Below are 22,906 nucleotides of genomic sequence, written 5' to 3'. Positions count from 1 at the left end.
GGCGTAGAAGCAGCGCATGATTTCAGATTCTGATTGCCGCTCCTGGTTCTCCGCCGCCGATTTGCTGACGAACGACGCCTCCGCCCCAGCCGCGCTGCTCGGCGCGCCGATGGGGCTGGGTTCGGTCACGCCGGGACGCTGCGACGAGGCGCCCGCCACTGTGCGCGCGGCGATGAAGCGGATGAGCGTCTATGATCTGGAGATGGAGATCGATCTTTCCGCGCTGCGCGTGTTCGATGCGGGCGACGCCGACATCGCCAAGCTGCAGCCGGCGGAATCGCTCCAGCCGATCGTCGAACGCCTTGCGCCGCTGACGCAGAAACACGCGCTCACCATCGTGCTCGGCGGCAATAATGCGATCACGCGGCCGTGCGTCCATGCGCTCGACCCGGCGCTACAACGCGTCGGCGTGCTGACGCTCGATGCGCACTTCGATCTGCGCGACACCGATTGCGGCCTCACCAACGGCAATCCGATCCAGGCGCTGCTGCAGGACGGCCTGCCCGGCGCGCACATCGCGCAGATCGGGCTGCTGCCATTCGCCAACACCAAGAAGGCGCACGACAAGGCGAAGGCGGCGGGGATCTACGTCGCCACCGCGGCAGCGTGCAAAGCCGAAGGACTCGCCGCCATCGCCGCCAGCGCGCTCGAACGCCTCGCCGCCCGCTGCGATGTGATCCACGTCGATTTCGACATCGATGTCGTCGAGCGCAGCGCCATGCCGGGCGCGCCCGGCGCGCGGCCGGGCGGCGTTGCGGTGCAGGACTTCTTCGACGCGACGCGCCTTATCTGTGCGCATCCGAAGGTGCGCAGCGTCGATCTGACGGAGTTCGATCCGAGCTTGGACGTCGCCAGCATCAGCGCCCTGACGGCGGCGCGGTGGGTTTGCGACGTGCTGGCTGGGTTCTTGAAGCGCTAAGGGTGGCTCCCAGAGCGTTGGCTTTCACGCCGGGGCCGATCACAACCGAGCGGACGGCGCTCCACCGGAACGCCGCTCGCGTCATCAAACGAATACTCATGCAAAGCCACGACATACAAGATGCGACGCCATCCGTGCTGCTCGACCCGGCCGGTGATATCTACTTTCATGTCCCGCATCCCGCAAAATCGTTCTCTGAAGACGGCGTCTCCGAGAGCATTGCCATCCGTTGATTCCGAGAACGCTTCTCGCTCCGCCCATTCGACGACCTGCTCTGGACAAGAATTGTCAATCAACCCAGCGGCGTGAACACCAAAAACCGCTCGTGCCTGAACGCGCACAAGCTGACCATCGAAATTGCCCGCCGCGATTTCGCATACGTTGGTTTCGATCGCTGACGGCGCAGCGAGTGGGGCGCAGCATGCCACAAATACGACAGCCGCAGCTGCGCCCCACCTGAGCATCTTCCTACTCCGCCAGGAACGCTTCGACATCGGCGATGAAACGTTCGCGCGCGTCGATCATGATGAAGTGCCAGGCGTCTTCGACCTTCACGATCTCGGCTTGCGGCAGGTTCTGGTACGACATGCGCGTATAGGCCTCGTACTGCTCCGGCGTGATCGGCGCGTTGGGCGGGATCACGAACAACACGCGCACAGGCGCGGTGATGTTCGCAAGCTCCGGGCGCAGATCGGTGACGATCAGTTCGTGGAACGCGTTCGCGACCGTGCGGCGATCGCTGATGCGCGCATATTCCGCATGCTGCGCCCGCGCGCTTTCGGTGCGGATCATGCCGGCGATCATCTCTTCGCTCGTCGACGTTTGATCCGCCGGCGCGGCAAGCATCTGCGCGCGGATCTGATCTGCGACCGGGCGCACGCTTTCGGCCGTCGAGCCCGGCGGGCCGAACATCGCGCCCATCCACGGGATCATGTCGACCACCATCAGCTTGCCGACGCGCTGCGGATGGCGCGCGGCCAGCATCATGCCCATCGTGCCGCCCATCGAATGGCCGATCACGGCCGGCCGCTCGAGCCCCTGCTCGGCGATGTAGCGCGCGATCTCCTCCGCCACCGGCGCGGCGACCGGACCTTCAGCGTTGCCCTCGGCCGGGAAGCCGGCGAAGCCGTTGAGCTGCACCAAGTGCACGCGATAGCGGCCTTCGAGCGCGGTCGCGGTGTCGGCCCAGACGTCGCGATGCGAGGTGAGGCCGGGAATGAAGATGACGTCCGGCCCCGCGCCGCGAGTCACCACCGTGATGCGATCGGAGCTGAAGGCTTGCGGCTGGGGCGTTTCGGCCGTCGACGCGCACGCCGCCAGCAGCGTGGCCGCGAGCATCGCCAGGAATCCACGTCTTTCCATTTGTTCCTCCACCGGCGCGAGTCGACGCGCCTTCCACCTGCTCAACCGCCGCCGGAGCGGCGCGCGGATGCAGCGGCGCCAAATTTCGCAAACGGCAGCAGCATCGGCACGCGCGCGCGATAGCTCGCATAGGCCTCCGCGCCCAAATCGCGGCGCAGGAAACGCTCTTCGAGCTTGGCCCGAAGCGAAACCGCCGCGACCAGCACCAAAGCGCCGGCGAGCGCCTCGATGCGGCCGCGCTCGATTGCGGTCGCCAGCGCCGCCAGCAGCAAGCCGGCATAGACCGGATGACGCACAATTCCGTAAGGGCCGGTGTCGACGATGCGATGCGCTTCCGTCGGCGCGGCGGCGTCGGACCAGAGCGGGCCAAGGTGGAGCCGCGCCGCCCAGGCGAACGCGAAACCGATCACGGCCAACGCCAACATCGCCCAGCCGATCACAACTGGCGTCGTCCACAGCACGCCCCAGGGCGCTGGCCAGTACGCGGCGATCATCATCACTACGGCCGCGAGCGTCAGTACGCGAGAGGGCGACTGAGCGCCGAGATCGGCGCGCGAGGCCGTGCGCGCGCTCCATCCCGCAGCGAGGATCCAGCTCACCAGCCAGAAGATCCACGCCGCGACGATGGCCGCGCTTGGGCTCATTCCATCACCACCACGAGCTTGCCTTGGGCGGTGCGGTCCATCAGCGCGCGGATCGCCTTGCCGGCGTCGCGCAGCGGATAGCGCGCGGAGATGCGTGGTTTGATCTTGCCTTCGCCATAGAGCCTGAACAGGTCGCGCACATTGCCTTCGTGCAGCTTCGGCTCGCGCGCCACCGAGGCGCCCCAGAACACGCCGACGATGGAGGAGCTCTTCAGCAGCGTGAGATTGAGCGGGGGCGTTGGAATTCCGGCGGGGAAACCAATCACCAGATAGCGGCCGTTCCAGTTCATGGCGCGCAGCGCCGGCTCGCAATAGTCGCCACCGACCGCGTCATAGACGACATCGGCGCCGCCGCCGCACGCCTGCTTGAACGCTTCGGCCAAATCCTTGCTCTGCTGCTTCGACATGCCCGAGGCCGGGTAGATCACCGTCTCGTCCGCACCTGCGTCGCGGGCGAACCTGGCTTTGTCTTCGCTCGACACTGCGCCGACCACGCGCGCGCCCATCGCCTTCGCCAGCTCGATGGCGGCGACGCCGACGCCGCCGGCGGCGCCGAGGATCAGCACCGTCTCGCCAGCTTTGAGCTGGCCGCGATCCTTGAGCCCGTAATACGAGGTGCCGTAAGTGAGAATGAAGGCGCTCGCTTCGTCGAACGGCATGGCGTCCGGGATCGGCATCACGCGCGCCGCCGGCAGCTTGATCTTCTCGGCATAGCCGCCCCAGCCGGACGAGCCGATCACGCGCTGGCCGACCTTCACGTGCGTCACGCCCGCGCCGACGCTTTCCACCACGCCCGCGACTTCGCCGCCCGGCGCGAACGGGCGCTCGGGTTTGAACTGGTATTTGTCTTCGATGATCAGCGCATCCGGGAAGTTGACGCCGGCGGCCTTCACCGCGAGCACCACTTCGCCCTCGCCCGCGAGCGGATCTGGCGCCTCGCCGAACTCCAATTGCTCCGGCGGACCGACCTTCGTGCTCAGCAGCGCTTTCATGTGAACTCCCTCACGGCTCCACCGGATCGTGTTCGTCTCTTCTAGCGGCCTGTGCGCAAAGGGTACAAACTCCGCAAATGACCCGCCGCGGCTATTTCCTCCGCCTCGCCTTCTCGATGCTTATCGACGTGCTCGACTTTACCTTGGGTCGCATCCCGATCTTCGGCACGGTCACGGACGGCGTCGGCACGGCCGTCCTGTTCCTGCTGTGGGGCAAAGCGGGCCTCGCCTATGCCTGGGAAGTCGTCGACATTACCGACCAGCTCGACGGCTTCATTCCCACCGCCACCTTGATCGCGCTTTGGGTCGGCTGGAAGCAGGGGATGTTCGGCAGGCGTTCTGGCGTCCCTAGCGCGCCCGCGCAAGAATAGGGCTATAGAGCGCCATGACTTCCACCTGGGCGATCGCCCTACATGGCGGCGCCGGCGCCATCGCCGCGCGCGCTTATCAGCGCGAAGAGGAACACATGGCCGCCCTGCTCGACCGGGGCGCCGCCATGCTGGCGCGCGGCGAGAGCGCGCTCGACGTCGTCACCGCGATGGCGGCGGAGCTCGAGGCCTGCGGGCTGCACGTCGCCGGCAAGGGCGCTGCGCCGAATGCCGCCGGTTTCGTCGAACTCGACGCATCGCTCATGGACGGCTCTTCTCGCGCCGCCGGCGCGGTCGCTGCGTTGCGCGGCTTTCTCTCGCCCGTGCGCGTTGCGCGCGGCGTGATGGAGAAGACGCCGCACGTGCTGCTCGTCGGCGAAGGCGCGGCGCAATTCGCGGCGAAGGAAGGTTTCGAACCGGTCGACGATCCTGTGGCCTACTACGCGCCGGCGGAGAGCGGCCTGCCCAACAGCGGCACCATCGGCGCGGTCGCGCTCGACACCAGCGGCCGGCTCGCCGCCGCCACCTCTACCGGCGGCCTCTCCGGCAAGCTTCCCGGCCGCGTCGGCGATACGCCGATCATTGGCGCCGGCTGCTGGGCGGACGAGCGCGCGGCGGTCTCCTGCACTGGCGTCGGCGAATACTTCATGCGCGTGAACGCCGCCGCCGACGTCTCCGCCCGCATCTTCTATGCCGGGCAGTCGCTGGAACAGGCCGCTGCCGGCGTCATTGACGAAGTGCGCAAGCTCGGCGGCCTCGGCGGCCTCATTGCCGTGGATGCGCGCGGCAACGTCACCGCGCCGTTCGCCAGTCAGGGCATGAAACGCGGCCTCGCCAATGCGAGCGGCCTGCGCGAAGTGAAGACATTCCAGTAGGAGATCACGGCATGAACAAGCTGCTCATCCTCGCCGCCCTCGCCGCGCTCGCCGCGTGCGGGACGACGCAACGCGCCGGCGGGCCGCGCGCCGACTGGCGCTGCGACGGCGGCGCCGCGTTCTCCGTGCGCTTCAACGACAACGCCGCCGAAGTGTTCGCCGGTGGCCAAGTCTACACTCTGCCCGCGGCGCAATCGGGCTCCGGCGCCCGCTATTCGAACGGAACCGTGGAATACTGGGAGCACCAAGGCGAAGCGACCCTCAACGGCGCCGCCGGCGGCCCGTACACGAACTGCCGCAGCAATTGATCTTCGGAGGGGGTGGGGATGACACGAACGTTTCTCCTAGCCGGCGCGCTGCTCGCGCTCGCCGCATGCCAGAGCGCGGCCAATCTCGACGAGGGCGAGCGTCTCGCGTGGCGCTGCGCCGGCGACAAGGAATTCTCCTTGCGCGCTGTCGGCGATGCGATCGAGGTTTACGCCGCCGGCGAAACCAATCGGCTTGAGCCGATCGCCGCGGAAAGCGGCCGCGCGTTCTCCAACGGCGAGATCACCTACGCCGAAGCAGGCGGCCGCGCGACGCTCAGCGGCGTCCACGGCGGCCCCTACGAAAACTGCAGCCGCCAGCGCAGCGACTGGTGGCTGGATTTGTGGTGAGGCGTTTGTGGTACCGCTTCAAACTCAAGTGCTTTCCTGCTATGTTCCCAAAATGGCCGACACCACCATCCTCATTCGCGACCCGGACGTTGTCCGCGACATTGAACGGCTCGCCGAGCGCAAAGGAAAACCGGCGCAGCAGGTGGTGGCTGAAGCGGTGCGAGCGGAACTGGGAAGCGATGCCGCCGCCAATGCTGACAGAGCAAAGCGGGACGCAGAACTCAAAGAAATACTCGCCCGCATCGATGCCCTGCCTCACGACGGCGAACCTCTGACGGACGCGGACCTCTACGACGAAGACGGTCTTCCACGGTGATCGTCGTCGACGCCTCGGCGTTGCTCGCCGTATTCTTCCGTGAGCCCGAACGCGAGCGATTCATCGAAGCGATGCGCCGTGCGGCCGCGCGCCAGATGTCTCCTGTCAACTTCTGGGAAGCGTTTGTGCGCGTGCGCGCCGCTGACGGCCCGAAAGGCGCCGCCGAGCTCGACGTCATGTTGGCCAATCTGGCCATAGAAATCGTCCCGATTGATGAAATGGGCGCCCGGCTCGCTGTTGACGCTTTCGCGCGCTACGGCAAACGCACGCCCGCCAATCTGAACCTAGGCGATTGTTTCGCCTACGCGCTCGCCAAGCAGCGCAATGCGCCGCTGCTCTACAAAGGCGACGATTTCGCCCAAACCGACATCGTGGCGGCCTGATGCGCGGCTATTTCGGCATTGGCGCGGAGGACATTTCCAAGCCCATGAATCTGGGCGCGCTAATGCGCACGGCGCATGCGTTCGGGGCGAGTTTCTTTTTCACCGTCAACGCGCATCCGAAGGTGCGCGAGGCCTACAACAGCGACACCTCCCGCAGCTTCGATCACGTGCCGTACTATCCGTGGGACACGATCGACGACATGCGCCTGCCGAAGGGCTGCGCCCTCGTCGGCATCGAACTCACCGAGGATGCGGTCGAGCTGCCGCGCTTCCAGCATCCGCAGGCGGCGGCTTACGTGCTCGGCCGCGAGCGCGGCTCGCTCTCGCCGGCGCTGCTCGCGCGCTGCCGGCACGTGGTGAAGATCCCAACCAAATTCTGCATCAATGTCGGCCTCGCCGGGGCGCTCGTCATGTACGACCGCCTGCTCGCGCACGGCGGCTATCCGGCGCGCCCGATCATGCCCGGCGGGCCGACGCCGGAGATGACGGAAGCGCCGCGCGTTCGGCGCGGCGCTTCTTCCACGAGTTGAAGCCTCGTTTCAGGCCTGCGGGGCGCCGGCGCGGGCGTTCTTGAGCGCCGGCCAATCGGAGAAGGCGAACCAGATCCAGACCACCAGCATCACGATCGCGCCGATGATGTTGAGAATCGGGATCAGCAGCAGAAGGTTCAGCAGCGCCAGCGCGCCGGGATGGCCCGCCTTCGAGAAGATCTTCCACTGGATGAAAATCATGAACGCGAAGATCGCGATGCCGACGATGGCGAACACGGCGAACATCGGCCCCATCGCCGCCATCATCGCCGACGGGTCGCCGCCATATTGAGAATAATCGTTCATTGGATCCCTCCCTCCTTAGGAACGCGCGGAGCCTAGCTGCGAAAACCTGCGCCGCAAGCGCCGACGGGGCGCTTCGGGGCCACGCTGGGGATTGCGGCGCCTGCGAAGCGTCCCCATAAACCCGCCCGTGACCACGTCCCAACCCTCCGCGTCCAAGCCTTCCTTGGCCGGCCTGACCATGGCCGAACTCGCCGAGAAGCTCGTCGCCGTCGGCGTCGAGCCGAAGAAGGCGAAAATGCGCGCCGAGCAGCTTTGGCGCTGGATCTACCATTATGGTGTGACGGATTTTTCGGCGATGACCAACGTCGCCAAGGAGTTGCGCGCGACGCTGGCCCAGCATTACACGCTGGCGCGCCCGGAGATCGTCACCCAACAGCTCAGCACCGACGGCACCCGCAAATGGCTGATCCGGCTCGGGCCCGGGACGGAAGCGGAAGCCGTCTTCATTCCGGGCGTCGGCCGCGCCGGCGCGCTCTGCGTCAGCTCCCAAGTCGGCTGCACGCTCAACTGCACGTTCTGCCACACCGGCACGCAAAAGCTGGTCCGCAATCTGACCGCGCAGGAGATCGTCGCTCAGGTGATGATCGCACGCGATGCGCTGGGCGAATGGCCGACGCAGGAGCGCCCGCTCAACGACGGCGACCGCCAGCTCACTAATATCGTCTTCATGGGTATGGGCGAGCCGCTCTACAATCTCGACAATGTCGACGCGGCGATCGACGTCATCTCCGACGGCGACGGCATCTCGATCTCGCGCCGCCGCATCACCGTGAGCACCGCGGGCGTCGCGCCGAAGATCGCCGAACTGGGCGAGCGCACCGGCGCGATGTTGGCGATCTCGCTGCACGCCACCAATGACGCGCTGCGCAACCAGCTCGTGCCGCTCAACAAGAAGTACGATCTCGAAGAGCTGTTCGCGGCGATTCGCGCCTATCCGCAGCTCTCCAACGCCAAGCGCGTGACGTTCGAATACGTGATGCTGAAGGGCGTCAACGACTCGCTGCCGGAAGCGAAGGCGCTGGTGAAGCTGCTCGCCGGCATCCCGGCCAAGATCAATTTGATCCCGTTCAATCCGTGGCCCGGCACGCAGTACGAGTGCTCGGACTGGGATACGATCGAGCGCTTCGCCGAAGTGCTGAACCGCGCCGGCTATTCCTCGCCGATCCGGACCCCGCGCGGGCGCGACATCCTCGCCGCCTGCGGCCAGCTGCGCAGCGAAAGCGTCAAACAGCGCGCCAGCGAGCGGCTGAAAGCGGAGGCTGCGCAATGAAGACGCCGCGGCTCGAAGCGCCGGGCGTCGTGCTGCGCCCCCTTGCTCGCGCCGATGCGCCTGCGCTCTTTCTCGCCATGAGCGATGCAGAGGCGCAGCGCTACCGGCGCCAATCGCCGCATCAGACGGTTATGGAGACAGCGAGTTATATCGACGACACGCTGGCGCGCGGCTTCGGCTGGGCGATCACCGTGGATGGCGAGGAAGCGCTCGGCCGCATCGCCTTACGCGTGGATGGCGCTACCGGGCAGATCGGCATCATCCTACGGGGCAGCGCTCAAGGCCGTGGGCTTGGCGCAGCTTCGCTACGGCTGGTGCAGGCGTTTGCGTTCGAGGCGCTGAGGCTCGAAAAGCTGACAGCGGACATCGACAGCGAAAATATGAAATCTCTGCGTCTGTTCGCACGTGCGGGTTTCACACAGACCGGTTTTATGCGCGCAGGCGCGATCACGCATGCCGGCGTGCGCGACAGCGTGATCGTCGCCAAAGCAGCGGCGCAATGACGACGCCGCGCCTCGATGCGGCGGGCGTCGTGCTGCGTCCGCTCGACCTTGCTGACGCCGAAGCGCTCTACGCCGCCCACAGCGATGAGGAAACGCATCATTATTGGTCGAGCCCCGCGCACAAGAGCGTCGAGCAAACCCGCGCCTACATCGCCGACACGCTCGCCCTGCCCGGCGCGCACGTCTGGGCGATCACCGAATCCGGCGGAGAAGCGCTCGGCCGCATCGGCCTCTTCAGCGAGCGCGAGGGAGTCGGCGAGATCGGCGTCATCATGCGCCGTGAAGCCACCGGCCGCGGCCTCGCCTCGAAAGCGCTCAATCTGGTCATCGAGCACGGCTTCCACGCGCTCGGCCTCCACCGCATGGCCGCGGACATCGATCCCGACAACACCAGTTCGATCAGCCTCTTTCTCCGCGCCGGCTTCCAGCGCGAGGGCGTTTTGCGCGGCAACTGGAAAACCCATCTCGGCATCCGCGACAGCGTGATCATGGCTAAGCTGCGGGACTGAGCCCGCAAAGCCCCCGGGCGCCCTGCGGCTGACGCCCGTTTCTCTTGCACGATCACGGGAACCTGAAACTCCAAACAGGCGAGCGCGTTGATGGTTCAGGAGACGGAACCATGGGCGGCAGGCAGGCAAACAAAAACCAGAGGCGCGCCGTCAGAACATCGCACGCCGCGCCGGTGGACAACACAACCCCGAGCCGCTCATGAAGATCGCCCAGATCGCGCCGCTGGCTGAACGCTGTCCCCCTCTGCTGTACGGGGGCACGGAACGCGTTGTCTCATACCTCACCGAAGAATTGGTCGCGCAAGGTCATGACGTGACCTTGTTTGCGAGCGGCGACTCCATAACCGCCGCCGAGTTGGTCCCCTGCTGCGAGCGCGCGCTCAGGCTTGCCGATCCGCCCGTCGAGGCACTGCCGTTCTACGCGATCATGCTGGAGGAGATCGCACGGCGCGCGGACGAGTTCGACGTCCTGCACTTTCACATCGACCTGATGCACGCGCCGGTCGTGCGCGCGTTCGCCGAACGCACGCTGACCACGTTGCACGGCCGGCTCGATTTGCGCGAGCTGCAGCCGTTCTACCGCGCCTTCCCGCGCTTGCCGCTGGTGTCCATCTCGCACGCTCAGCGCCGGCCGATGCCGCCGGTGAATTGGGCGGGAACCGTCCACCACGGCCTGCCGCGCGATCTGCTGACGTTCACGCCGCAGCCGCGCGAGGGCTATCTCGCCTTTCTCGGCCGCATCTCTCCGGAGAAGCGCCCCGATCGCGCCATCGAGATTGCGGCGCGCACCGGGATGCCGCTCAAGATCGCCGCCAAAATCGATCGCGCCGACAAAGTCTACTGGGACGAGAAGATTGGGCCGCTGGTGCGGGCGCATGCGAACGTCGAATACATCGGCGAGATCACCGAGCGGCAAAAGTCGGAATTCCTCGGCGGCGCCAAGGCGCTTCTGTTCCCGATCGATTGGGAGGAGCCCTTCGGCCTCGTCGTGATCGAAGCGATGGCGTGCGGGACGCCGGTCGTCGCCTTCCGCCGCGGCTCCGTGCCGGAAATCCTCGATCACGACGTCAGCGGCTTCGTGATCGACTCCATCGATGAAGCCGTCGCCGCGATCATGCGGCTCGACAGCCTCGATCGCGAAACCGTGCGCGCCCAGTTCGAAGCGCGTTTCACGGTGGAGCGGATGGCGCTAGACTATGTCGACATCTACCGGCGGCTGTCCGCCGGCGCTTCCGCGGCGGTGTTGCCGCAACTTGTGCAGCCAAGTCAGGTGAGCCTCGCCGTCTGAGATCGCGGAGGAGAGATTGACCGCCGTTCATAACGCGCGCGATCATGCCGACGACACCGCCAGCGAAAGCGCTCCTCATCTTGTCCAGGTGCCGAATTCGCTGCAAGAGCAGCGGCCGCGTACGCTCAAGCACGGCGACACATTTGCCGTTTATGATCACAACGGCGACGTTCTGGCGGGCCTAGGCAGCCCAGAAGGGCTGTTCCACGCTGACACCCGCCATCTCTCTTCGCTGCAATTGCTGATCAACGGCGCGCGGCCGATGCTGCTGCGCTCGAGCCTGCGCGACGACAACGCCGCGCTGATCTGCGATCTTTCGAACCCGGACCTGCACGATAAATCCGGCCGCATCGTGCTCAACCACGATTCGATCCACGTCCGGCGCGTGCGCCTGCTCTGGGACGGCGCGGCTTACGAGCGCGTTTCCATCCACAATTTCGACCAGCGCCGCCAGCGCCTTCGGATCACCGTGTCATTCGCAGCCGATTTCGCGGATATCTTCGAGGTCCGCGGCGCCGAGCGCGCCAAGCGGGGCCGCACCGAGCCGCCGAAGTTCGATCGCGACACTGTCACGCTGAGCTATACCGGGCTCGATCACCTCCTGCGGGTGACTCAGCTCCGGTTCGACCCGGCGCCGCGCACGCTCACCGCCAGCGGCGGCGAATACGTGTTCGAGCTCGAGGCCGGCGAGACGTTCGTCTTCTTCTTCGAAATCAATTGTAGCGGCCTGCCTTCGGCGCTGACCGGGCGCCGCGCCTTTTTCAGCGCCCTGCTCGCTTCGCGCCGCAGCTTGCGCAACGCAATCTCCGGCGCAGCCGAGATTGTGACGTCGAACCAGATTCTGAACGAGGCGCTGCAGCGCAGCGTCTCCGATCTCTTCATGCTCTGCACGGAGACGCCGGAGGGTCTTTATCCCTATGCCGGCATTCCCTGGTTCAGCACCGTGTTCGGGCGCGACGCGCTGATCACGGCGCTGCAGACGCTCTGGTTCGATCCGAGCATCGCCCTCGGGGTACTGCGCCACCTTGCGGCCAACCAGGCGACCGCATTTGACGACGCCGCCGACGCCGAGCCGGGAAAAATCCTGCACGAGTTGCGGCGCAGCGAAATGGCGGAACTCGGCGAAGTGCCGTTCCGCCGCTATTACGGCAGCGTCGATTCCACGCCGCTCTTCGTCATGCTAGCCGGCGCCTATCTCGAGCGCACGGGCGATGTCGACTCGATCCAGAAGCTTTGGCCGCACATCGAGGCGGCGCTCGGCTGGATCGAACATCACGGCGACCGCGACCGCGATGGGTTCGTCGAGTATCACCGCCAAACCGAGGCGGGTCTCGCCAACCAGGGCTGGAAGGACAGCCACGATTCCGTCTTCCATGACGACGGCGCGCTGGCGAAGGGCCCGATCGCGCTCGTCGAAGTTCAGGCTTACGTCTATGGAGCCTGGCGCGCCGCAGCGCAGATCGCCCGCCGGCTCGGCGACAAGCCGCGGGCGGAAAACCTGAGCATCCGCGCCGACGCCTTCCGCCGCCGCTTCGACACCCATTTCTTCGACGAAGAGCTCGGCACCTATGTGCTGGCGCTCGACGGCGCCAAGCGGCCGTGCCGCGTGCGCAGCTCGAACGCCGGCCACGCGCTGTTCACCGGCGTCGCCCTGCCGGAACGCAGCGCGAGCGTCGCCGACGCGCTGATGGCCTCGTTCTCCGGCTTCGGCATCCGCACCATCGCCGCCTCCGAAGCGCGCTATAATCCGATCAGCTACCACAACGGCTCGATCTGGCCGCACGACAATTCGATGATCGCCGCAGGCCTTGCCCGTTACGGCTTCCGCCGCGAAGCCGGGCAGATTTTCGCCGGCCTGTTCGAAGCCTCGACCTACATGGACCTGCGGCGGCTGCCGGAATTGTTCTGCGGCTTCCCGCGCCAGCGCGGCGCGGGGCCAGTGTTCTACCCCGTCGCCTGCGCGCCGCAGGCCTGGGCGGCGACGGCGCCGCTGCTGCTGCTGCAAGCGTGCTTGGGTCTCGAGTTCGACGCGCAGGAGTGCCGCATCAGCTTCAACAAGCCGTTCTTGCCGTCGTTCTTGGACGAAGTGACCCTTTCGCGCTTACGCGTGGCCGACGCGGAAGTGGACGTGGCCTTGAAGCGGGCAGGATCGGATGTGCTGCTGCACGTGCTGCGCCGCACCGGCGACTGCCGCGTGGTCGTTACGCATTAGGCCTGAGTTGGGGCGAAGGCTCAGCGCCAGCCGCGGTCGCGCGCTTGCCGTTCGGCTTCCGCATCGAGCGGTTCGCCTTCGATAATCTGGTCGACCGAATCCATGATCGCGGGCGCCGACGCCATGCGCACTTCACCAGCGTTCTGCTCGCGTGCGGTCACCAGCACGCGCCAGCTCTGCCGCTCGCGGCACGCGAGCCCCGACACGTCATTTTGCGTCAGCGAAAAGGTGCGGCAGTAGTCGCCGCTTTGGGCGCGGAAGCTGAGACCAACGCGCACGGCGCCCGCCTCATCCGACGCAAGCTGCGTATCGAGCGCCCGCGACAGCACCCCTGACGCGACCAGTCCGTCGCCATCCGTCTTCAGCGCGGGCGTCGTGCTGGTGAACAGCCCGACAGCAATTAGCCAGCCGGCCGCCAGGCTCGCGCCCATCGCGCCCCACTCGCGCATGGACCACCGGGCGCTGCGTCGCGCGCCGAGTTGGACGACCTCCGCCGACTGCGCCTCGCCTGCCGCCGCGGCGCGCAGGCGCGCGGGCATGTCTTCACTCAATACGCCGCTGAACGCATCCGCGAGCTTCGTCCGCATCCGCCGATGCGCTTCGACTCGGCGCTGCAGCGCCTCGTCCGCCTCGACCGCCGCTTGAATGATAGCGCGCCGTTGCGCGTCGAGTTCGCCGTCGGCGAACGCCATCAGCTCCTCATCGCTCACGCTCATGTCGTCTCTCCCAGCATGCGCTGCAGCGCCTCGCGGCCCCGCGCCAGACGGCTCGTCAAAGTGCCGATCGGCACGCCGAGCGCATCGGCCGCTTCGCGGTAGGCGAAACCCTCGACGCAGACCAAAGCCACCGCCTCGCGCTGCTCCTCCGGCAGCCGGCGCATCGCCGCCCAGACTTCGCCCGCTTCCAGCCGCGCGTGCGCGGTGGCGGCGGCGTCGTCACCCACCTGCTCGCCCAGCTCCGCCGGGGCGAAAACCTTGGCGCGGCGTTGGCGGCTGCGCGCCTCGTCGATCCAGGCGTTGCGGACGATGCTGTAGAGCCACGCCTCGAGACGGGTGCCCGGTTCGAACTGGTCCAGCCGCATCAATGCGCGCTCCACTGCCGTCTGCACGACGTCGTCGGCGTCGGCCACCTGACCCGTCAGCGCGCGCGCGAAGCGCCGCAGGCGCGGCACGAGGGCGGCGATGTCGGACCGGATCTGGTCGGCGCTCGGCATCTCTTGTCCAGCTGAACGGATGGATGGGGCGGTTTCTTCCGCAGTGCGACTGCTCTATTGCAGGAATGAAAAAGCTGCGGTCAAACGTTCTGGCAACGTGAAGCGCCTTACCGCCCTCCTTGCCGCTCTATTGTGCCTCGGGACAATGCCGAGCGCGCATGCGCAATTGGGCGGGTTGCCGCCCCTACCTCAGGTTCCCTCGGTCGGTGACGTCGTTCGCGATCTCCCCGACGCCGCCGAGAGCGCGGACGCCGCACTCGGCGAGGTTCGCCGGCTCGAGATTCAGCGCCTGCTCCGCGCCCACCGCCGGGAGCTGGAAGCCGATCCGAACGGACAACCGATCGTGCGCAGCCAAATCATCGCTTTGGGCATGAACGGCGAAGCGCTCGAGCGCGCTCGGGCCAGCGGCTTCCAAATCGTGGCCACCGACGACCTCGGCGACGGCGCCGTGCTGGTGACCTTGCGGGCGCCTCCTCGCATGTCGACGCGGCGCGCGCTGCGCTGGCTGCGCGAAGCGGATCGACAGGCGACCTACGACTTCGACCACCTCCACCTGCAATCGGGCTTCATCGCCGGCGCTTCCCTTACATCGCAGCTCGCAGCGCCGGGCGCCGTAACAGACGTTCGCATCGGCCTCGTCGACACCGGCGTCGCCGCTCATGCCGAGATCGACGCATCCATTGCTGCGGCACGAGCGTTCGCCTCCGCGGAGATCCTGCCGGCTGCGCACGGCACGGCGGTCGCATCGCTGCTGCTCGGCGCCGCGCCGGGCGCGCGGATTTACGCGGCCGACGTTTATGGCGGCGCTCCGACGGGCGGCGCTTCCTCGGCATTGGCGCGGGCGCTGTCGTGGCTCGCCAGCGAAGGCGTCGCGGTGATCAATGTCAGTCTCGTCGGCCCGCGCAACCGCGTCGTCGAAACCGTCGTGCAGCGCTTGACACAGCGCGGTGTTCTGATCGTCGCCGCCGTCGGCAATGACGGCCCGGCCGCGCCGCCGCTCTATCCAGCCGCCTACGACGGCGTGATCGGCGTCACCGGAGTCGATTCCCGGTTCAGGGTGCTCCCCGAGGCCGGGCGAGGTCCGCACGTGGACTTCGCCGCAACGGGCATTCTAACCGCCGCCGCGCCTGGCGGCGGTTCCACGCGCGTGCGCGGCACGTCCTTCGCCGCGCCGACCGTCGCCGGCCTGCTTGCCGATCGCGCCCGCAATGGGCGCAGCGACGCGATCGACGCCTTGCGCAGGCAAGCGCGCGATCTCGGCGCGCGCGGCCGTGACGAGATCTACGGCGCCGGCTTCGTGGGCGTGGGAACCGTCGCTGCGCAGCGCTGAGAATCTTCGGAAGAAATCGCCAGGCCCGGTCGTTCCTTCTCGGAAGCCAACGCGCTGCGTCGGCTGCAGAACCGAGGAGAGACAGCATCATGAAACTCAGCCTTTTGATCGGCTCGGCGACGGTCGCGGCGATGCTCTGCGTTGCGCCGGCCTCAGCGCAATTGATCGGCGGCGGCGGCGGAGTCACAGGCAGCATTGGCGGCCAAGTCGGCGGCGCCACAGGTTCGGTCGGCGGCGCGGTCAATGGCGCGGGCAGCGTCGCGGGCGACACCGGGGCCGTCGATGAATTGACCACCCGCGCCGAACGTGAGGCGCGCCGCGCCGAACGAGCAGCGCGCCGCGCCGCGCGCGCCGCCGAAGCGGAAGCGCGGCGCTCACGCTCCGTCGATGCCGACGCCGGCGTCGATACGAGCGCAGGGGCCCGCGCAGGCTCGAACGAGGCGCGCGCCGGCGCTTCGGCCGACGCTTCGGCGAACGCGACCGTCAATCCGGGCGCGGCGGTCGACGCCGCCGCCAACACGTCGCGGCGCGCCGTCAACAGGGCGCGCGCCGCCGCCCGGCGCGCCCGCGACGCAGCGTCCAACGTCAATGTCGAGGCCGAAGCCGAAGCGGAGGCCTCCGCTTCCGGCCGCGCTCGGCCCGACCGCCACTGAACGACGTCACCGGCGGCGCGCCTTGCTGCGGCGCGCCGCCGCCACGTGTGGGCCTTCATGTCCGACGCAAAACCGAAACCCACAATCCAGAGGCCGGGGAAAACACGTATGCGCAACCCGATCACTGCGCCGCGCGCGCCATCAGCGCACGCCATCTACGCGCTGGTGGCGCTCTCGTGGATGCTTGGCGTTCTGGCGCTGCTCGCCGCGCGCGTAGGGGGCTGAGGCCGGACTACCCGCAAGCGCGCGTCGGCGCGTTCACGGCGAGGCTGCGGACGCGGCGGCCCCAGCCTGCTGCGAACTCGGCGTGCATTGCGAGGCCACCGCCACGCAAGAGCGGCCGCCGCGCTCGCGGCAACCAGCCAGCGCCGTGCGCACCGCGTCGTCCTGCTCGTGCGCCCAGGCGAGCCCCCGCACCCGATCGCGCGGACTGATCGACACCGCGGCGCAGACGTTGCGGAAGGCGTAGGCCTCGCAATCGCGCACGGAGCCGTTGTGGCAAACGCCGGCGGCCGCGCGCTCGGCCTCCTCGCCCGTTGCATAATCGGTCGCGAAGGCGATGCGCCACGTCGAGCGTGAGATGGCGATGGCGCCGTAGCTGTCGGACGCGGGGCCGGACCCACGGGTCTGCGCCAACGAAAAGCCCGGCAGCATCAGACGTCCAGCGCCCTCCTCTTCGGCTATCCAGGCGTGGATCTCGTCGATGTGCGTCTGAGCCTGAGCCGCGTGCGCGCCTTGCGGATAGACCGCCAGATACTGCCGCAGCCGCGCCAGCGACCGCGGTTCGGTCGCCACAGCGTACGCGGCGTCGTCGAACTCGCGGACGATCTCGACACCGACGCCGAACTGCGCGAACTCGGCGGCGACGCCGGGGTTCGACTGCAGCGCCAACTCAATGTCCTGACGGCCCTGCGGCACGCGGCCTTGGCTCCACGCCGCGACGCCGCGGCCGAACAGGCGCCACGCCACCCACTCGTCACTGCCCCCGACTCGAAGCGCCGTGTTGAAGTCGTTCCACGCGTCGCCGTGATAGCCCTGCTTCAGTCCTACCAAGCCGCGATTGCCGTAGGCGCTGGCGAGCGCGGGATCGATTTCGAGTGCGCGGTCACAGTCGTCGCGGGCGCCGTCCAGCGCGCCCTTGCGTGCGCGCAGCCAGCAGCGAAGACTATAATTCGCCGACAGGCCGCCTCCGCTGCGGATGAGCTTGTCGAGATCACGCAGCGCGCCATCATAGTCACCGCGACCGACGAGCAAAGTTGCGCGCGTGCGCAGCGCGTGGTTTTGCCCATCGAGGCGGGTGGACTCGTTCAACGCCTGCAACGCCGCGTTCTGGTCCCCCGTCTCCAGCGCGGACTGCGCCTGATCAAACAGCGCGCCGGCGCGTTCGCGATCCGCCGCGCTCGCCGGCAGGCGAAGATCGAAGAAGAACACTGCGGCGATCGCCCCGCCAAACAGCAGAGCGGCCGCCAACGCCAGCATCACCCTCTTGCCCATGGCCTCCCCCAAAGCCGCGAATTTACATGCGTTCGATGAAGTTTAGCCCATGCAGGCCCTCGAGCGAGCGCTGTTTGGCTTTGCGCGCGCGGATGTCCTGCACCATTTCCAGCGCGCTCTTCTTCGCCGGCGGCAGCTCGGCGTCGCTCTGCGCCAGCGGCGTCACCCGCTCGCCCCAACGAACCAGGTGCGCGCAGACGGTGAGACCAGCGCCGAACGCCGGCAACAGGATGAGAGCGCCGGGCTTCACGCGGCCATGCTCCAGCGCTTCCGCGAGCGCCACCGGCACTGTCGCTGCGCTCATATTGCCGTAGCGCTCGACCGTCAGCATCACCTTGTCCATCGGAATGCCGCTGCGCGAGACCACCGCATCGATGATGCGCAGGTTCGCCTGGTGCGGCACCACGAGATCGATATCGTCCGGCGTCACGCCGCATTTGGCCATCACCGCCTGGCTCGCCTGCACCATGCCTTGCACGGCGCGCTTGAAGATCTCCTGGCCGTCGAAATCCCAATCGGTGTCGCCCGAGGTCACGCCGCGATTGGTGTAGAGCGTGCCCATGCCGCGCACCCGCAGCGTCTGGCGCGCATCGGCCAAGCATCCGAGTTGCTCCCCGAGCACGCCCCCTTGCTTCTCGCTCGCCTGCAGCACGACCGCAGCGCAGCCGTCGCCGAACAGCACGGCGACGTTGCGGTTGTCCCAGTCCATGAACGGCGAGATGATTTCGACGCCGATGACCAGCGCCGTCTTTGCGACGCCGGTGCGGATCATCGAAGTCGCGGCGGTCAGGCTGTAGAGAAAGCTCGTGCACGCCGTGTTGAGATCGATCGAAGCCGCTTTCGTCGCGCCGATCGCCGCCTGCACGCCGCTCGCCGTGTTCGGCACCTGCTCGTCATTCGAGCAGCTGCCATAGACAATGAGATCGACATCCGCGGCGTCGACGCCCGCGCACGCCAGCGCGCGCTTGGCCGCCACCACCGCCATCTCCGTCGCCGATACGTGCGAGACCCGCCGCTCCTTCATCCCCGTGCGCGAGACGATCCATTCGTCACTGGTGTCGAGGAAGGTGGAGAGGTCGGCGTTCGTCAGCACCGCCGGCGGCATGCATTTGCCCCAGCCCGTGATCGCAGCATAAGTCATGAAAACCGCCCTTCGTTCCAGCTCCATCGCTAGCCCAGATCGGGGCCGAGCGTCACCAGCGAACAGCCGTTGCGGCGCACCGCGCTATTTCCTTCGGCCTAGCGAAGCTGGCGATCCCGCGTGCGGAGCGCTAGGCTGCGCCCCCCAACGATCCTGGAGGATGGATGAGAGCGCTCGTCGTCATCGCACTTGCAGCATGCCTGATCGGCTGCGGCCGCGAGCAAGCCGCCGCGCCGCCGCCCACCTCTGCGCCAGCGCCTGCGTCGGCGCAAGAAACGGGTGACGCGGGCCTCACCGCCGAAGGCTGGGGCCCGCTGCGCATCGGCATGACGATGGACGAGATTACGGCCGCGCTCGGTCCCGACGCAAATCCCGATGCTGTGGGCGGCCCCGATCCCGAATCCTGCAATCAATTCCGCCCTGAGCGCGCGCCGGAAGGCATGCTGCTGATGGTGGAGAATGGCGAGCTCACCCGCATCTCGCTGACTCACGGCAGCCAGATCAAAACTGACCGCGGCTTCGGACTTGGCGACACCGCCGCGGCGATCAAAGCGGCATATGGCGGCGGCGCCGTCTCCAATCCGCACCATTACCTCGGTCTGCCCGCCGAATACATCGCGGCCTGGACCAACGTGCGGCCGGCGCCTGGCGAGTACGTGCGCGACGCCAATGCGCGCGGCATCGTTTACGAAACCAATCTGGAAGGCGTCGTGGAAGACATTCACGCCGGCGGGCCAAGCATTCAGTACGTCGAAGGCTGCGCCTAATCCCGCGTACGCAGGTCATTGTGGATCGTCGTCGCCGCGATGGCGGCGTGGCCGAAAGCGACCGCGATCTGATCCAACGCATGCACGACGTCGCCCGCTGCAAACGCGCCGGCGACATTGCTACGCTGGTGTTTGTCGACTTCAATAGTTTGCTCGGCCGCAAGCGCGACGCCCAGCTGCTGCGCCAACGCCGTTTGCGGCGTGACGCCGAGGCACGAGTAGAGCGTGTCGAACGTGCGCACCCCGCCTCGCAGCGTAACCTCGACATCATCGCCACACCGCAGTGAGGTCGCGATCAGATGCGGCTCATTGGCTTCGCACAACTCGCCGGCGGCTTTCTCGCTGTCGGCGACCAGCTCCACGCGCTCCGAATAGGTGCGCAGGAAGTCCAGTTCCGCCGCACCGCGGGCGCAATTCGTCAGCACGGCGATGCGCTTGTTCGTCACTTCCGGCGCATCGCAGATCGGGCAATAGCGGATCAGGCCGCGCCGCACCGCGTCGTCGTGATTCTCCACCTCCGGCTCGATGTTGGTCACGCCCGTCGCGAACAGCACGGCATCGCCCCTGATCTCGCCGGCGCCGGTCTCGAGCACGAAGCCGTCCGCACGCTTCCGCGCCGCATTGGCGGTCGCGCTGACGATCTCAGCGCCGTACGCCGCCGCCTGCAGCCGCAGACGCTGCAGCAGCTCTTCGCCTTCGATGCCGTCGGGAAACGCGGGCGCGTTACGCGTGCGCGGGATCAAGGCCGCGCGGCTCTTGCCGCCGTCGAGCACCACGACGCGCCGGCGAAACCGTGCGAGATACACCGCCGCTGTCAGCCCCGCGGGGCCGCCGCCGATCACGATCGCGTCTGCTCGTTCCGTCATGCGAACGGAAAGCGTGAGCGCCGCGCATCGGTTCCGCGTACGAACCGAACTCAGCCGCCCGACTCATGCTAAGCGCACTTCATGCAAGCAACCGCTCAGGCCGCCGCCATCATCCTCGCCGGCGCATCGCTCGGCTGGATCGCGCTGTTCTCGTTCGTGCTTTCCCCGGTCGCGTTCAAGCAGTTCGACACCGGCCGCGCCGAGCGCCTGGTCAAGCACGTGATGAACGCCGGGCACGGCATTCTCGGCTTGATCGCGTTCGCGTCCGCCGCCGCGGCTTTGATGGCCGGCGCCGTCGCCGGCGCTTCCGTGGCGGCTGTCGCCGGGGCGTTCGCGTTCCTCTGCAAGTTCGCGCTTGCCCCACGCGACGACAAGCCGCTCAAAGGCCATCGCGTGCTGAAAACCGCGCGCATCGTCGCCTCCGCCCTGACCGCCTTCATCGCCCCAGTGCTGATCGCCGCAATCGTCCTGACGCTGATGGGAATCTAGAAGGCAGAAGCCAGAAACCGGAAATCAGAAGTCAGAAGTCGGAAGTCGGAAGTCGGAAGTCAGAATGGTCGTTCGTCTCGACTTCTGACTTCTGTTTTCTGATTTTCTGCCTTCTGTTTACTGGCTTCTGATCAAGCCGCCTTCGCCTCTTCCAACGCGCGCCGCGCGCGTGCGATCCAAGTCGCAACGTCATCCTCCGACGGCGCGGGCGAGGCGCCCCAGGCGCGCTGGCCTTCGTCCGACAAGCCCCAGCGCGCGACGCCGTCGCACAGGTCGGTCGCATCCATCTCGATCAGCTCTTCCGGCGTTGTCACGCCGCACGCCACCAGCGCCTGCGCCTCGCGCGACTTGAGGCCGGGCACGGTGCAGGCCAGCAGCGCCTGCGCCTGCCAGTCGCGGATCACTTGCGCCGAGATGTGGCGCGTATCGATCTTCGTCTCGCCGTCGTCCGCATCCATCGCCAACAGATCGGCGATCGTCTTCACCCCGACGGCTTCCAGACGCTTCGCCGTCTTCGGCCCGATCGACGGCGCCTGCACCACGGGCGCGCGCTCGGTCAGCGTAGGTTTCGGCAGTGACTTCTCGCGCTTGGCCAGCGGCGCGCCGACCGGCAGTTCGCGCGGCAGCGCCGGCTCTTTTGCTTTTTCGGATTTGGCCGCCCTTTCCGCCTTCGCCGGCGCCACGTCGTTTGCGGGCGCTTCCGCTTTCGGCGGATCGAGTTCGATCACTTTCACCGGCTTCGACTTCTCCGCCTTCACCGGCGCCGGCTGCTTTTCTTCGAGGGCCGGCGCGGGCTTCGGCTTCGGCGCAGCTTTGGTCTTGCCGCGCGCCGGCGCACCCTGGCCGATCTTCGAGCCGAGCTCGCGCGGCCATTTGGCGTCGAGCGAGGAGAGCGGCGTCTTCAGCACCTCGGCCGCATGCAGCGCGCGCACGACCTTGTCGTCTTCGCCCAAAGTGGAGCGCACCTTCCCGGTGCGGCGGAATTCCTCGTACTGCGCCTCGACTTCCCGCCGCGCCGCGGCGTCATCCATCAGCTTCAGCACGCTCTGGATCGGCGCACCCAGCGCGACGAAGAACGCGTCGAGCCCGCCGAGGACGCTCGGCGGCTTCACCGCCGCCTCCTCGAACGCGCGGTCGAGAATGCGCGCGAAGCCGACGGCGGCGTGCCCGACCAGCTTCGCGATCGTGTCCTTCAGCTCCTGATCGAGCCCCGACTCCGGCTTCTTCACCCCGGCGGCGAGATCATAGTGATCGATGATCAGCTCATAGTGTGGGTTGGCCGCCTTCGCGCCATCGCGCACCATTTTCGCCAGCCACTTGTCGCCGCTCGGCGCGTCGATATCGGGATAGCCGCCGAGATCGTTCTCGAGAATGCGCTGGAACGTCTTGTACGACTTCGAGAAGCTCCACTCGACCGCGCGGTGGATGACGCCCTCTTCCTCCGTCTGATGCGTGTGGAACGGCTGGATCGGGTCGACATAATAGTGCGAGAGCACGCCCGCCGACCACGCCGCCTGCTTCCAATCCTTTTCCGCCAGCGCCCGCACCGTGCGGCGATACCATTCCTCGCAGGCTTCCACCGCGCCGCCCCAATCGCCCTCACGCACGTGCAGGACGTGGTTCTTGAAGTCCTTGAACACCTCGTCCGGCGCCTTAGCGCCGGCGAGATACTCGCCATGATGATGCAGCAGCAGCGTGCGCCATTTTTCGGCGTCGGGGCCGCGGAGATGCCGCAGCGCGTCCACCGCCAGGCGGTGGTGATTGGAACGGCAGCGGCTCGCGAACACGACCGCATACAACAAAGACATTTGGCCCGAACC

At 67.3% G+C, this 22,906-nt stretch carries 28 protein-coding genes; 17 read left to right on the top strand and 11 right to left on the bottom strand.

The genetic code is table 11. The features are described 5' to 3' along the window. Positions 1 to 16 precede the first annotated feature (16 nt). A complete protein-coding gene (locus tag VEA80_RS02675) occupies positions 17 to 919 on the top strand; it encodes an arginase family protein (RefSeq protein WP_325059142.1) in 903 nt (300 codons plus the stop codon). Here the strand turns inward: VEA80_RS02675 and VEA80_RS02670 are convergent. Genes VEA80_RS02670 through VEA80_RS02655 form a run of 4 tightly spaced genes read right to left on the bottom strand, consistent with a single transcriptional unit; the run spans position 916 to position 3,917 of the window. Further along, on the bottom strand, positions 916 to 1,383 hold the full coding sequence (locus VEA80_RS02670) for a hypothetical protein (RefSeq protein ID WP_325059141.1): 468 nt from the start codon (positions 1,381 to 1,383) through the stop codon (positions 916 to 918). The two genes, VEA80_RS02675 and VEA80_RS02670, sit on opposite strands and share 4 nt — an antisense overlap. Before the next feature lie 4 nt (positions 1,384 to 1,387). Beyond that, positions 1,388 to 2,281 (bottom strand): alpha/beta hydrolase, encoded by an 894-nt coding sequence (locus VEA80_RS02665; protein WP_325059140.1) that lies wholly within the window; start codon positions 2,279 to 2,281, stop codon positions 1,388 to 1,390. Between the two features lie 41 nt (positions 2,282 to 2,322). After that, positions 2,323 to 2,925, bottom strand: coding sequence for an isoprenylcysteine carboxylmethyltransferase family protein (locus VEA80_RS02660; RefSeq protein WP_325059139.1), 603 nt, complete (start codon positions 2,923 to 2,925; stop codon positions 2,323 to 2,325). Continuing rightward, positions 2,922 to 3,917: an NADPH:quinone oxidoreductase family protein gene (locus VEA80_RS02655; protein WP_325059138.1), complete on the bottom strand. Its 996-nt coding sequence runs from the start codon at positions 3,915 to 3,917 to the stop codon at positions 2,922 to 2,924. The genes VEA80_RS02660 and VEA80_RS02655 overlap by 4 nt, the downstream gene beginning before the upstream one ends. A 77-nt stretch (positions 3,918 to 3,994) precedes the next feature. Between VEA80_RS02655 and VEA80_RS02650 the strand changes: the two genes are divergently transcribed. From VEA80_RS02650 to VEA80_RS02620, 7 genes are read left to right on the top strand one after another with little or no spacing between them, the layout of a single operon-like run. Next, positions 3,995 to 4,288 carry a hypothetical protein gene (locus VEA80_RS02650; RefSeq protein WP_325059137.1) on the top strand — a complete coding sequence of 98 codons (294 nt, stop codon included), beginning with the start codon at positions 3,995 to 3,997 and terminating at the stop codon, positions 4,286 to 4,288. Between the two features lie 14 nt (positions 4,289 to 4,302). Further along, positions 4,303 to 5,160, top strand: coding sequence for an isoaspartyl peptidase/L-asparaginase (locus tag VEA80_RS02645; RefSeq protein ID WP_325059136.1), 858 nt, complete (start codon positions 4,303 to 4,305; stop codon positions 5,158 to 5,160). Positions 5,161 to 5,171: 11 nt separating this feature from the next. Continuing rightward, the gene (locus tag VEA80_RS02640) at positions 5,172 to 5,468 is read left to right on the top strand and encodes an MliC family protein (RefSeq protein ID WP_325059135.1); all 297 of its coding nucleotides are present in this window, start codon (positions 5,172 to 5,174) and stop codon (positions 5,466 to 5,468) included. An 18-nt stretch (positions 5,469 to 5,486) separates the two neighbouring features. After that, a complete protein-coding gene (locus VEA80_RS02635) occupies positions 5,487 to 5,816 on the top strand; it encodes a hypothetical protein (protein ID WP_325059134.1) in 330 nt (109 codons plus the stop codon). A 52-nt stretch (positions 5,817 to 5,868) separates the two neighbouring features. Further along, positions 5,869 to 6,132, top strand: coding sequence for a type II toxin-antitoxin system VapB family antitoxin (locus tag VEA80_RS02630; protein WP_325059133.1), 264 nt, complete (start codon positions 5,869 to 5,871; stop codon positions 6,130 to 6,132). After that, on the top strand, positions 6,129 to 6,515 hold the full coding sequence (locus VEA80_RS02625) for a type II toxin-antitoxin system VapC family toxin (RefSeq protein WP_325059132.1): 387 nt from the start codon (positions 6,129 to 6,131) through the stop codon (positions 6,513 to 6,515). The genes VEA80_RS02630 and VEA80_RS02625 overlap by 4 nt, the downstream gene beginning before the upstream one ends. Then, positions 6,515 to 7,045: an RNA methyltransferase gene (locus VEA80_RS02620; RefSeq protein WP_325059131.1), complete on the top strand. Its 531-nt coding sequence runs from the start codon at positions 6,515 to 6,517 to the stop codon at positions 7,043 to 7,045. Before VEA80_RS02625 ends, VEA80_RS02620 begins: the two co-directional genes overlap by 1 nt. A 9-nt stretch (positions 7,046 to 7,054) precedes the next feature. Here VEA80_RS02620 and VEA80_RS02615 read toward each other — a convergent pair whose 3' ends face one another. Beyond that, positions 7,055 to 7,351, bottom strand: coding sequence for a hypothetical protein (locus VEA80_RS02615; protein WP_325059130.1), 297 nt, complete (start codon positions 7,349 to 7,351; stop codon positions 7,055 to 7,057). 115 nt (positions 7,352 to 7,466) lie between these two features. Here VEA80_RS02615 and rlmN point away from each other — a divergent pair, with 115 nt between their 5' ends. The 5 genes from rlmN (at position 7,467) to VEA80_RS02590 (ending at position 13,133) form a co-directional block, all read left to right on the top strand. Continuing rightward, entirely contained in the window at positions 7,467 to 8,621 is a 1,155-nt protein-coding gene (gene rlmN, locus VEA80_RS02610) for a 23S rRNA (adenine(2503)-C(2))-methyltransferase RlmN (RefSeq protein WP_349257199.1), read from the top strand. After that, the gene (locus tag VEA80_RS02605) at positions 8,618 to 9,124 is read left to right on the top strand and encodes a GNAT family N-acetyltransferase (protein WP_325059128.1); all 507 of its coding nucleotides are present in this window, start codon (positions 8,618 to 8,620) and stop codon (positions 9,122 to 9,124) included. Before rlmN ends, VEA80_RS02605 begins: the two co-directional genes overlap by 4 nt. Continuing rightward, positions 9,121 to 9,633 (top strand): GNAT family N-acetyltransferase, encoded by a 513-nt coding sequence (locus VEA80_RS02600; protein ID WP_325059127.1) that lies wholly within the window; start codon positions 9,121 to 9,123, stop codon positions 9,631 to 9,633. The genes VEA80_RS02605 and VEA80_RS02600 overlap by 4 nt, the downstream gene beginning before the upstream one ends. A 199-nt stretch (positions 9,634 to 9,832) precedes the next feature. Continuing rightward, positions 9,833 to 10,921, top strand: coding sequence for a glycosyltransferase family 4 protein (locus VEA80_RS02595; protein WP_325059126.1), 1,089 nt, complete (start codon positions 9,833 to 9,835; stop codon positions 10,919 to 10,921). A 16-nt stretch (positions 10,922 to 10,937) separates the two neighbouring features. Beyond that, positions 10,938 to 13,133, top strand: coding sequence for an amylo-alpha-1,6-glucosidase (locus VEA80_RS02590; protein WP_325059125.1), 2,196 nt, complete (start codon positions 10,938 to 10,940; stop codon positions 13,131 to 13,133). A 20-nt stretch (positions 13,134 to 13,153) separates the two neighbouring features. On the opposite strand, the gene VEA80_RS02585 is transcribed toward VEA80_RS02590, so the two are convergent. After that, positions 13,154 to 13,849 (bottom strand): hypothetical protein, encoded by a 696-nt coding sequence (locus tag VEA80_RS02585; RefSeq protein WP_325059124.1) that lies wholly within the window; start codon positions 13,847 to 13,849, stop codon positions 13,154 to 13,156. Then, entirely contained in the window at positions 13,846 to 14,346 is a 501-nt protein-coding gene (locus VEA80_RS02580) for a sigma-70 family RNA polymerase sigma factor (RefSeq protein ID WP_325059123.1), read from the bottom strand. The genes VEA80_RS02585 and VEA80_RS02580 overlap by 4 nt, the downstream gene beginning before the upstream one ends. Before the next feature lie 145 nt (positions 14,347 to 14,491). Here VEA80_RS02580 and VEA80_RS02575 point away from each other — a divergent pair, with 145 nt between their 5' ends. Together VEA80_RS02575 and VEA80_RS02570 are read left to right on the top strand one after the other, a co-directional pair. Further along, positions 14,492 to 15,676: a S8 family serine peptidase gene (locus VEA80_RS02575; protein ID WP_325059122.1), complete on the top strand. Its 1,185-nt coding sequence runs from the start codon at positions 14,492 to 14,494 to the stop codon at positions 15,674 to 15,676. An 89-nt stretch (positions 15,677 to 15,765) separates the two neighbouring features. Beyond that, positions 15,766 to 16,329, top strand: coding sequence for a hypothetical protein (locus VEA80_RS02570; RefSeq protein WP_325059121.1), 564 nt, complete (start codon positions 15,766 to 15,768; stop codon positions 16,327 to 16,329). A 258-nt stretch (positions 16,330 to 16,587) separates the two neighbouring features. Here VEA80_RS02570 and VEA80_RS02565 read toward each other — a convergent pair whose 3' ends face one another. Both VEA80_RS02565 and VEA80_RS02560 read right to left on the bottom strand, forming a co-directional pair. Continuing rightward, entirely contained in the window at positions 16,588 to 17,823 is a 1,236-nt protein-coding gene (locus VEA80_RS02565; protein WP_325059120.1) for a DUF4189 domain-containing protein, read from the bottom strand. Between the two features lie 22 nt (positions 17,824 to 17,845). Beyond that, on the bottom strand, positions 17,846 to 18,964 hold the full coding sequence (locus VEA80_RS02560) for a ketoacyl-ACP synthase III (protein WP_325059119.1): 1,119 nt from the start codon (positions 18,962 to 18,964) through the stop codon (positions 17,846 to 17,848). A 164-nt stretch (positions 18,965 to 19,128) separates the two neighbouring features. On the opposite strand from VEA80_RS02560, the gene VEA80_RS02555 reads away from it, so the two are divergent. After that, positions 19,129 to 19,731 (top strand): hypothetical protein, encoded by a 603-nt coding sequence (locus tag VEA80_RS02555; RefSeq protein ID WP_325059118.1) that lies wholly within the window; start codon positions 19,129 to 19,131, stop codon positions 19,729 to 19,731. On the opposite strand, the gene VEA80_RS02550 is transcribed toward VEA80_RS02555, so the two are convergent. Next, the gene (locus tag VEA80_RS02550; RefSeq protein WP_325059117.1) at positions 19,728 to 20,597 is read right to left on the bottom strand and encodes an NAD(P)/FAD-dependent oxidoreductase; all 870 of its coding nucleotides are present in this window, start codon (positions 20,595 to 20,597) and stop codon (positions 19,728 to 19,730) included. The two genes, VEA80_RS02555 and VEA80_RS02550, sit on opposite strands and share 4 nt — an antisense overlap. Positions 20,598 to 20,678: 81 nt before the next feature. Here VEA80_RS02550 and VEA80_RS02545 point away from each other — a divergent pair, with 81 nt between their 5' ends. Next, positions 20,679 to 21,086, top strand: a complete 408-nt coding sequence (locus tag VEA80_RS02545; protein ID WP_325059116.1) for a hypothetical protein — start codon at positions 20,679 to 20,681, stop codon at positions 21,084 to 21,086. A 131-nt stretch (positions 21,087 to 21,217) separates the two neighbouring features. Here the strand turns inward: VEA80_RS02545 and VEA80_RS02540 are convergent, their stop codons facing one another. Then, complete coding sequence (locus tag VEA80_RS02540; RefSeq protein WP_325059115.1) at positions 21,218 to 22,894, bottom strand: DUF4332 domain-containing protein; 1,677 nt, start codon at positions 22,892 to 22,894, stop codon at positions 21,218 to 21,220. Between the last annotated feature and the right edge of the window lie 12 nt (positions 22,895 to 22,906).

It is taken from the genome of Vitreimonas sp. (assembly GCF_035627415.1).
Classification (GTDB): Bacteria; Pseudomonadota; Alphaproteobacteria; order Caulobacterales; family Aquidulcibacteraceae; genus Vitreimonas.
The sequence above is the reverse complement of the archived record's forward strand: the minus strand, read 5'-3'. Positions and strand labels throughout refer to the sequence as shown.

Bases quoted from the DNA above. Each gene is read 5' to 3' on its own strand.
- VEA80_RS02575 (WP_325059122.1), top strand. From the start codon at position 14,492: ATGCCGAGCGCGCATGCGCAATTGGGCGGGTTGCCGCCCCTACCTCAG.
- VEA80_RS02650 (WP_325059137.1), top strand. From the start codon at position 3,995: ATGACCCGCCGCGGCTATTTCCTCCGCCTCGCCTTCTCGATGCTTATC.
- VEA80_RS02615 (WP_325059130.1), bottom strand. From the start codon at position 7,351: ATGAACGATTATTCTCAATATGGCGGCGACCCGTCGGCGATGATGGCG.
- VEA80_RS02580 (WP_325059123.1), bottom strand. From the start codon at position 14,346: ATGCCGAGCGCCGACCAGATCCGGTCCGACATCGCCGCCCTCGTGCCG.
- VEA80_RS02565 (WP_325059120.1), bottom strand. From the start codon at position 17,823: ATGGGCAAGAGGGTGATGCTGGCGTTGGCGGCCGCTCTGCTGTTTGGC.
- VEA80_RS02600 (WP_325059127.1), top strand. From the start codon at position 9,121: ATGACGACGCCGCGCCTCGATGCGGCGGGCGTCGTGCTGCGTCCGCTC.
- VEA80_RS02645 (WP_325059136.1), top strand. From the start codon at position 4,303: ATGACTTCCACCTGGGCGATCGCCCTACATGGCGGCGCCGGCGCCATC.
- VEA80_RS02640 (WP_325059135.1), top strand. From the start codon at position 5,172: ATGAACAAGCTGCTCATCCTCGCCGCCCTCGCCGCGCTCGCCGCGTGC.
- VEA80_RS02550 (WP_325059117.1), bottom strand. From the start codon at position 20,597: ATGACGGAACGAGCAGACGCGATCGTGATCGGCGGCGGCCCCGCGGGG.
- VEA80_RS02635 (WP_325059134.1), top strand. From the start codon at position 5,487: ATGACACGAACGTTTCTCCTAGCCGGCGCGCTGCTCGCGCTCGCCGCA.
- VEA80_RS02665 (WP_325059140.1), bottom strand. From the start codon at position 2,281: ATGGAAAGACGTGGATTCCTGGCGATGCTCGCGGCCACGCTGCTGGCG.
- VEA80_RS02670 (WP_325059141.1), bottom strand. From the start codon at position 1,383: ATGCTCAGGTGGGGCGCAGCTGCGGCTGTCGTATTTGTGGCATGCTGC.
- VEA80_RS02555 (WP_325059118.1), top strand. From the start codon at position 19,129: ATGAGAGCGCTCGTCGTCATCGCACTTGCAGCATGCCTGATCGGCTGC.
- VEA80_RS02595 (WP_325059126.1), top strand. From the start codon at position 9,833: ATGAAGATCGCCCAGATCGCGCCGCTGGCTGAACGCTGTCCCCCTCTG.
- VEA80_RS02620 (WP_325059131.1), top strand. From the start codon at position 6,515: ATGCGCGGCTATTTCGGCATTGGCGCGGAGGACATTTCCAAGCCCATG.
- VEA80_RS02540 (WP_325059115.1), bottom strand. From the start codon at position 22,894: ATGTCTTTGTTGTATGCGGTCGTGTTCGCGAGCCGCTGCCGTTCCAAT.
- VEA80_RS02675 (WP_325059142.1), top strand. From the start codon at position 17: ATGATTTCAGATTCTGATTGCCGCTCCTGGTTCTCCGCCGCCGATTTG.
- VEA80_RS02630 (WP_325059133.1), top strand. From the start codon at position 5,869: ATGGCCGACACCACCATCCTCATTCGCGACCCGGACGTTGTCCGCGAC.
- VEA80_RS02545 (WP_325059116.1), top strand. From the start codon at position 20,679: ATGCAAGCAACCGCTCAGGCCGCCGCCATCATCCTCGCCGGCGCATCG.
- VEA80_RS02655 (WP_325059138.1), bottom strand. From the start codon at position 3,917: ATGAAAGCGCTGCTGAGCACGAAGGTCGGTCCGCCGGAGCAATTGGAG.
- VEA80_RS02660 (WP_325059139.1), bottom strand. From the start codon at position 2,925: ATGAGCCCAAGCGCGGCCATCGTCGCGGCGTGGATCTTCTGGCTGGTG.
- VEA80_RS02585 (WP_325059124.1), bottom strand. From the start codon at position 13,849: ATGAGCGTGAGCGATGAGGAGCTGATGGCGTTCGCCGACGGCGAACTC.
- VEA80_RS02570 (WP_325059121.1), top strand. From the start codon at position 15,766: ATGAAACTCAGCCTTTTGATCGGCTCGGCGACGGTCGCGGCGATGCTC.
- VEA80_RS02560 (WP_325059119.1), bottom strand. From the start codon at position 18,964: ATGACTTATGCTGCGATCACGGGCTGGGGCAAATGCATGCCGCCGGCG.
- VEA80_RS02605 (WP_325059128.1), top strand. From the start codon at position 8,618: ATGAAGACGCCGCGGCTCGAAGCGCCGGGCGTCGTGCTGCGCCCCCTT.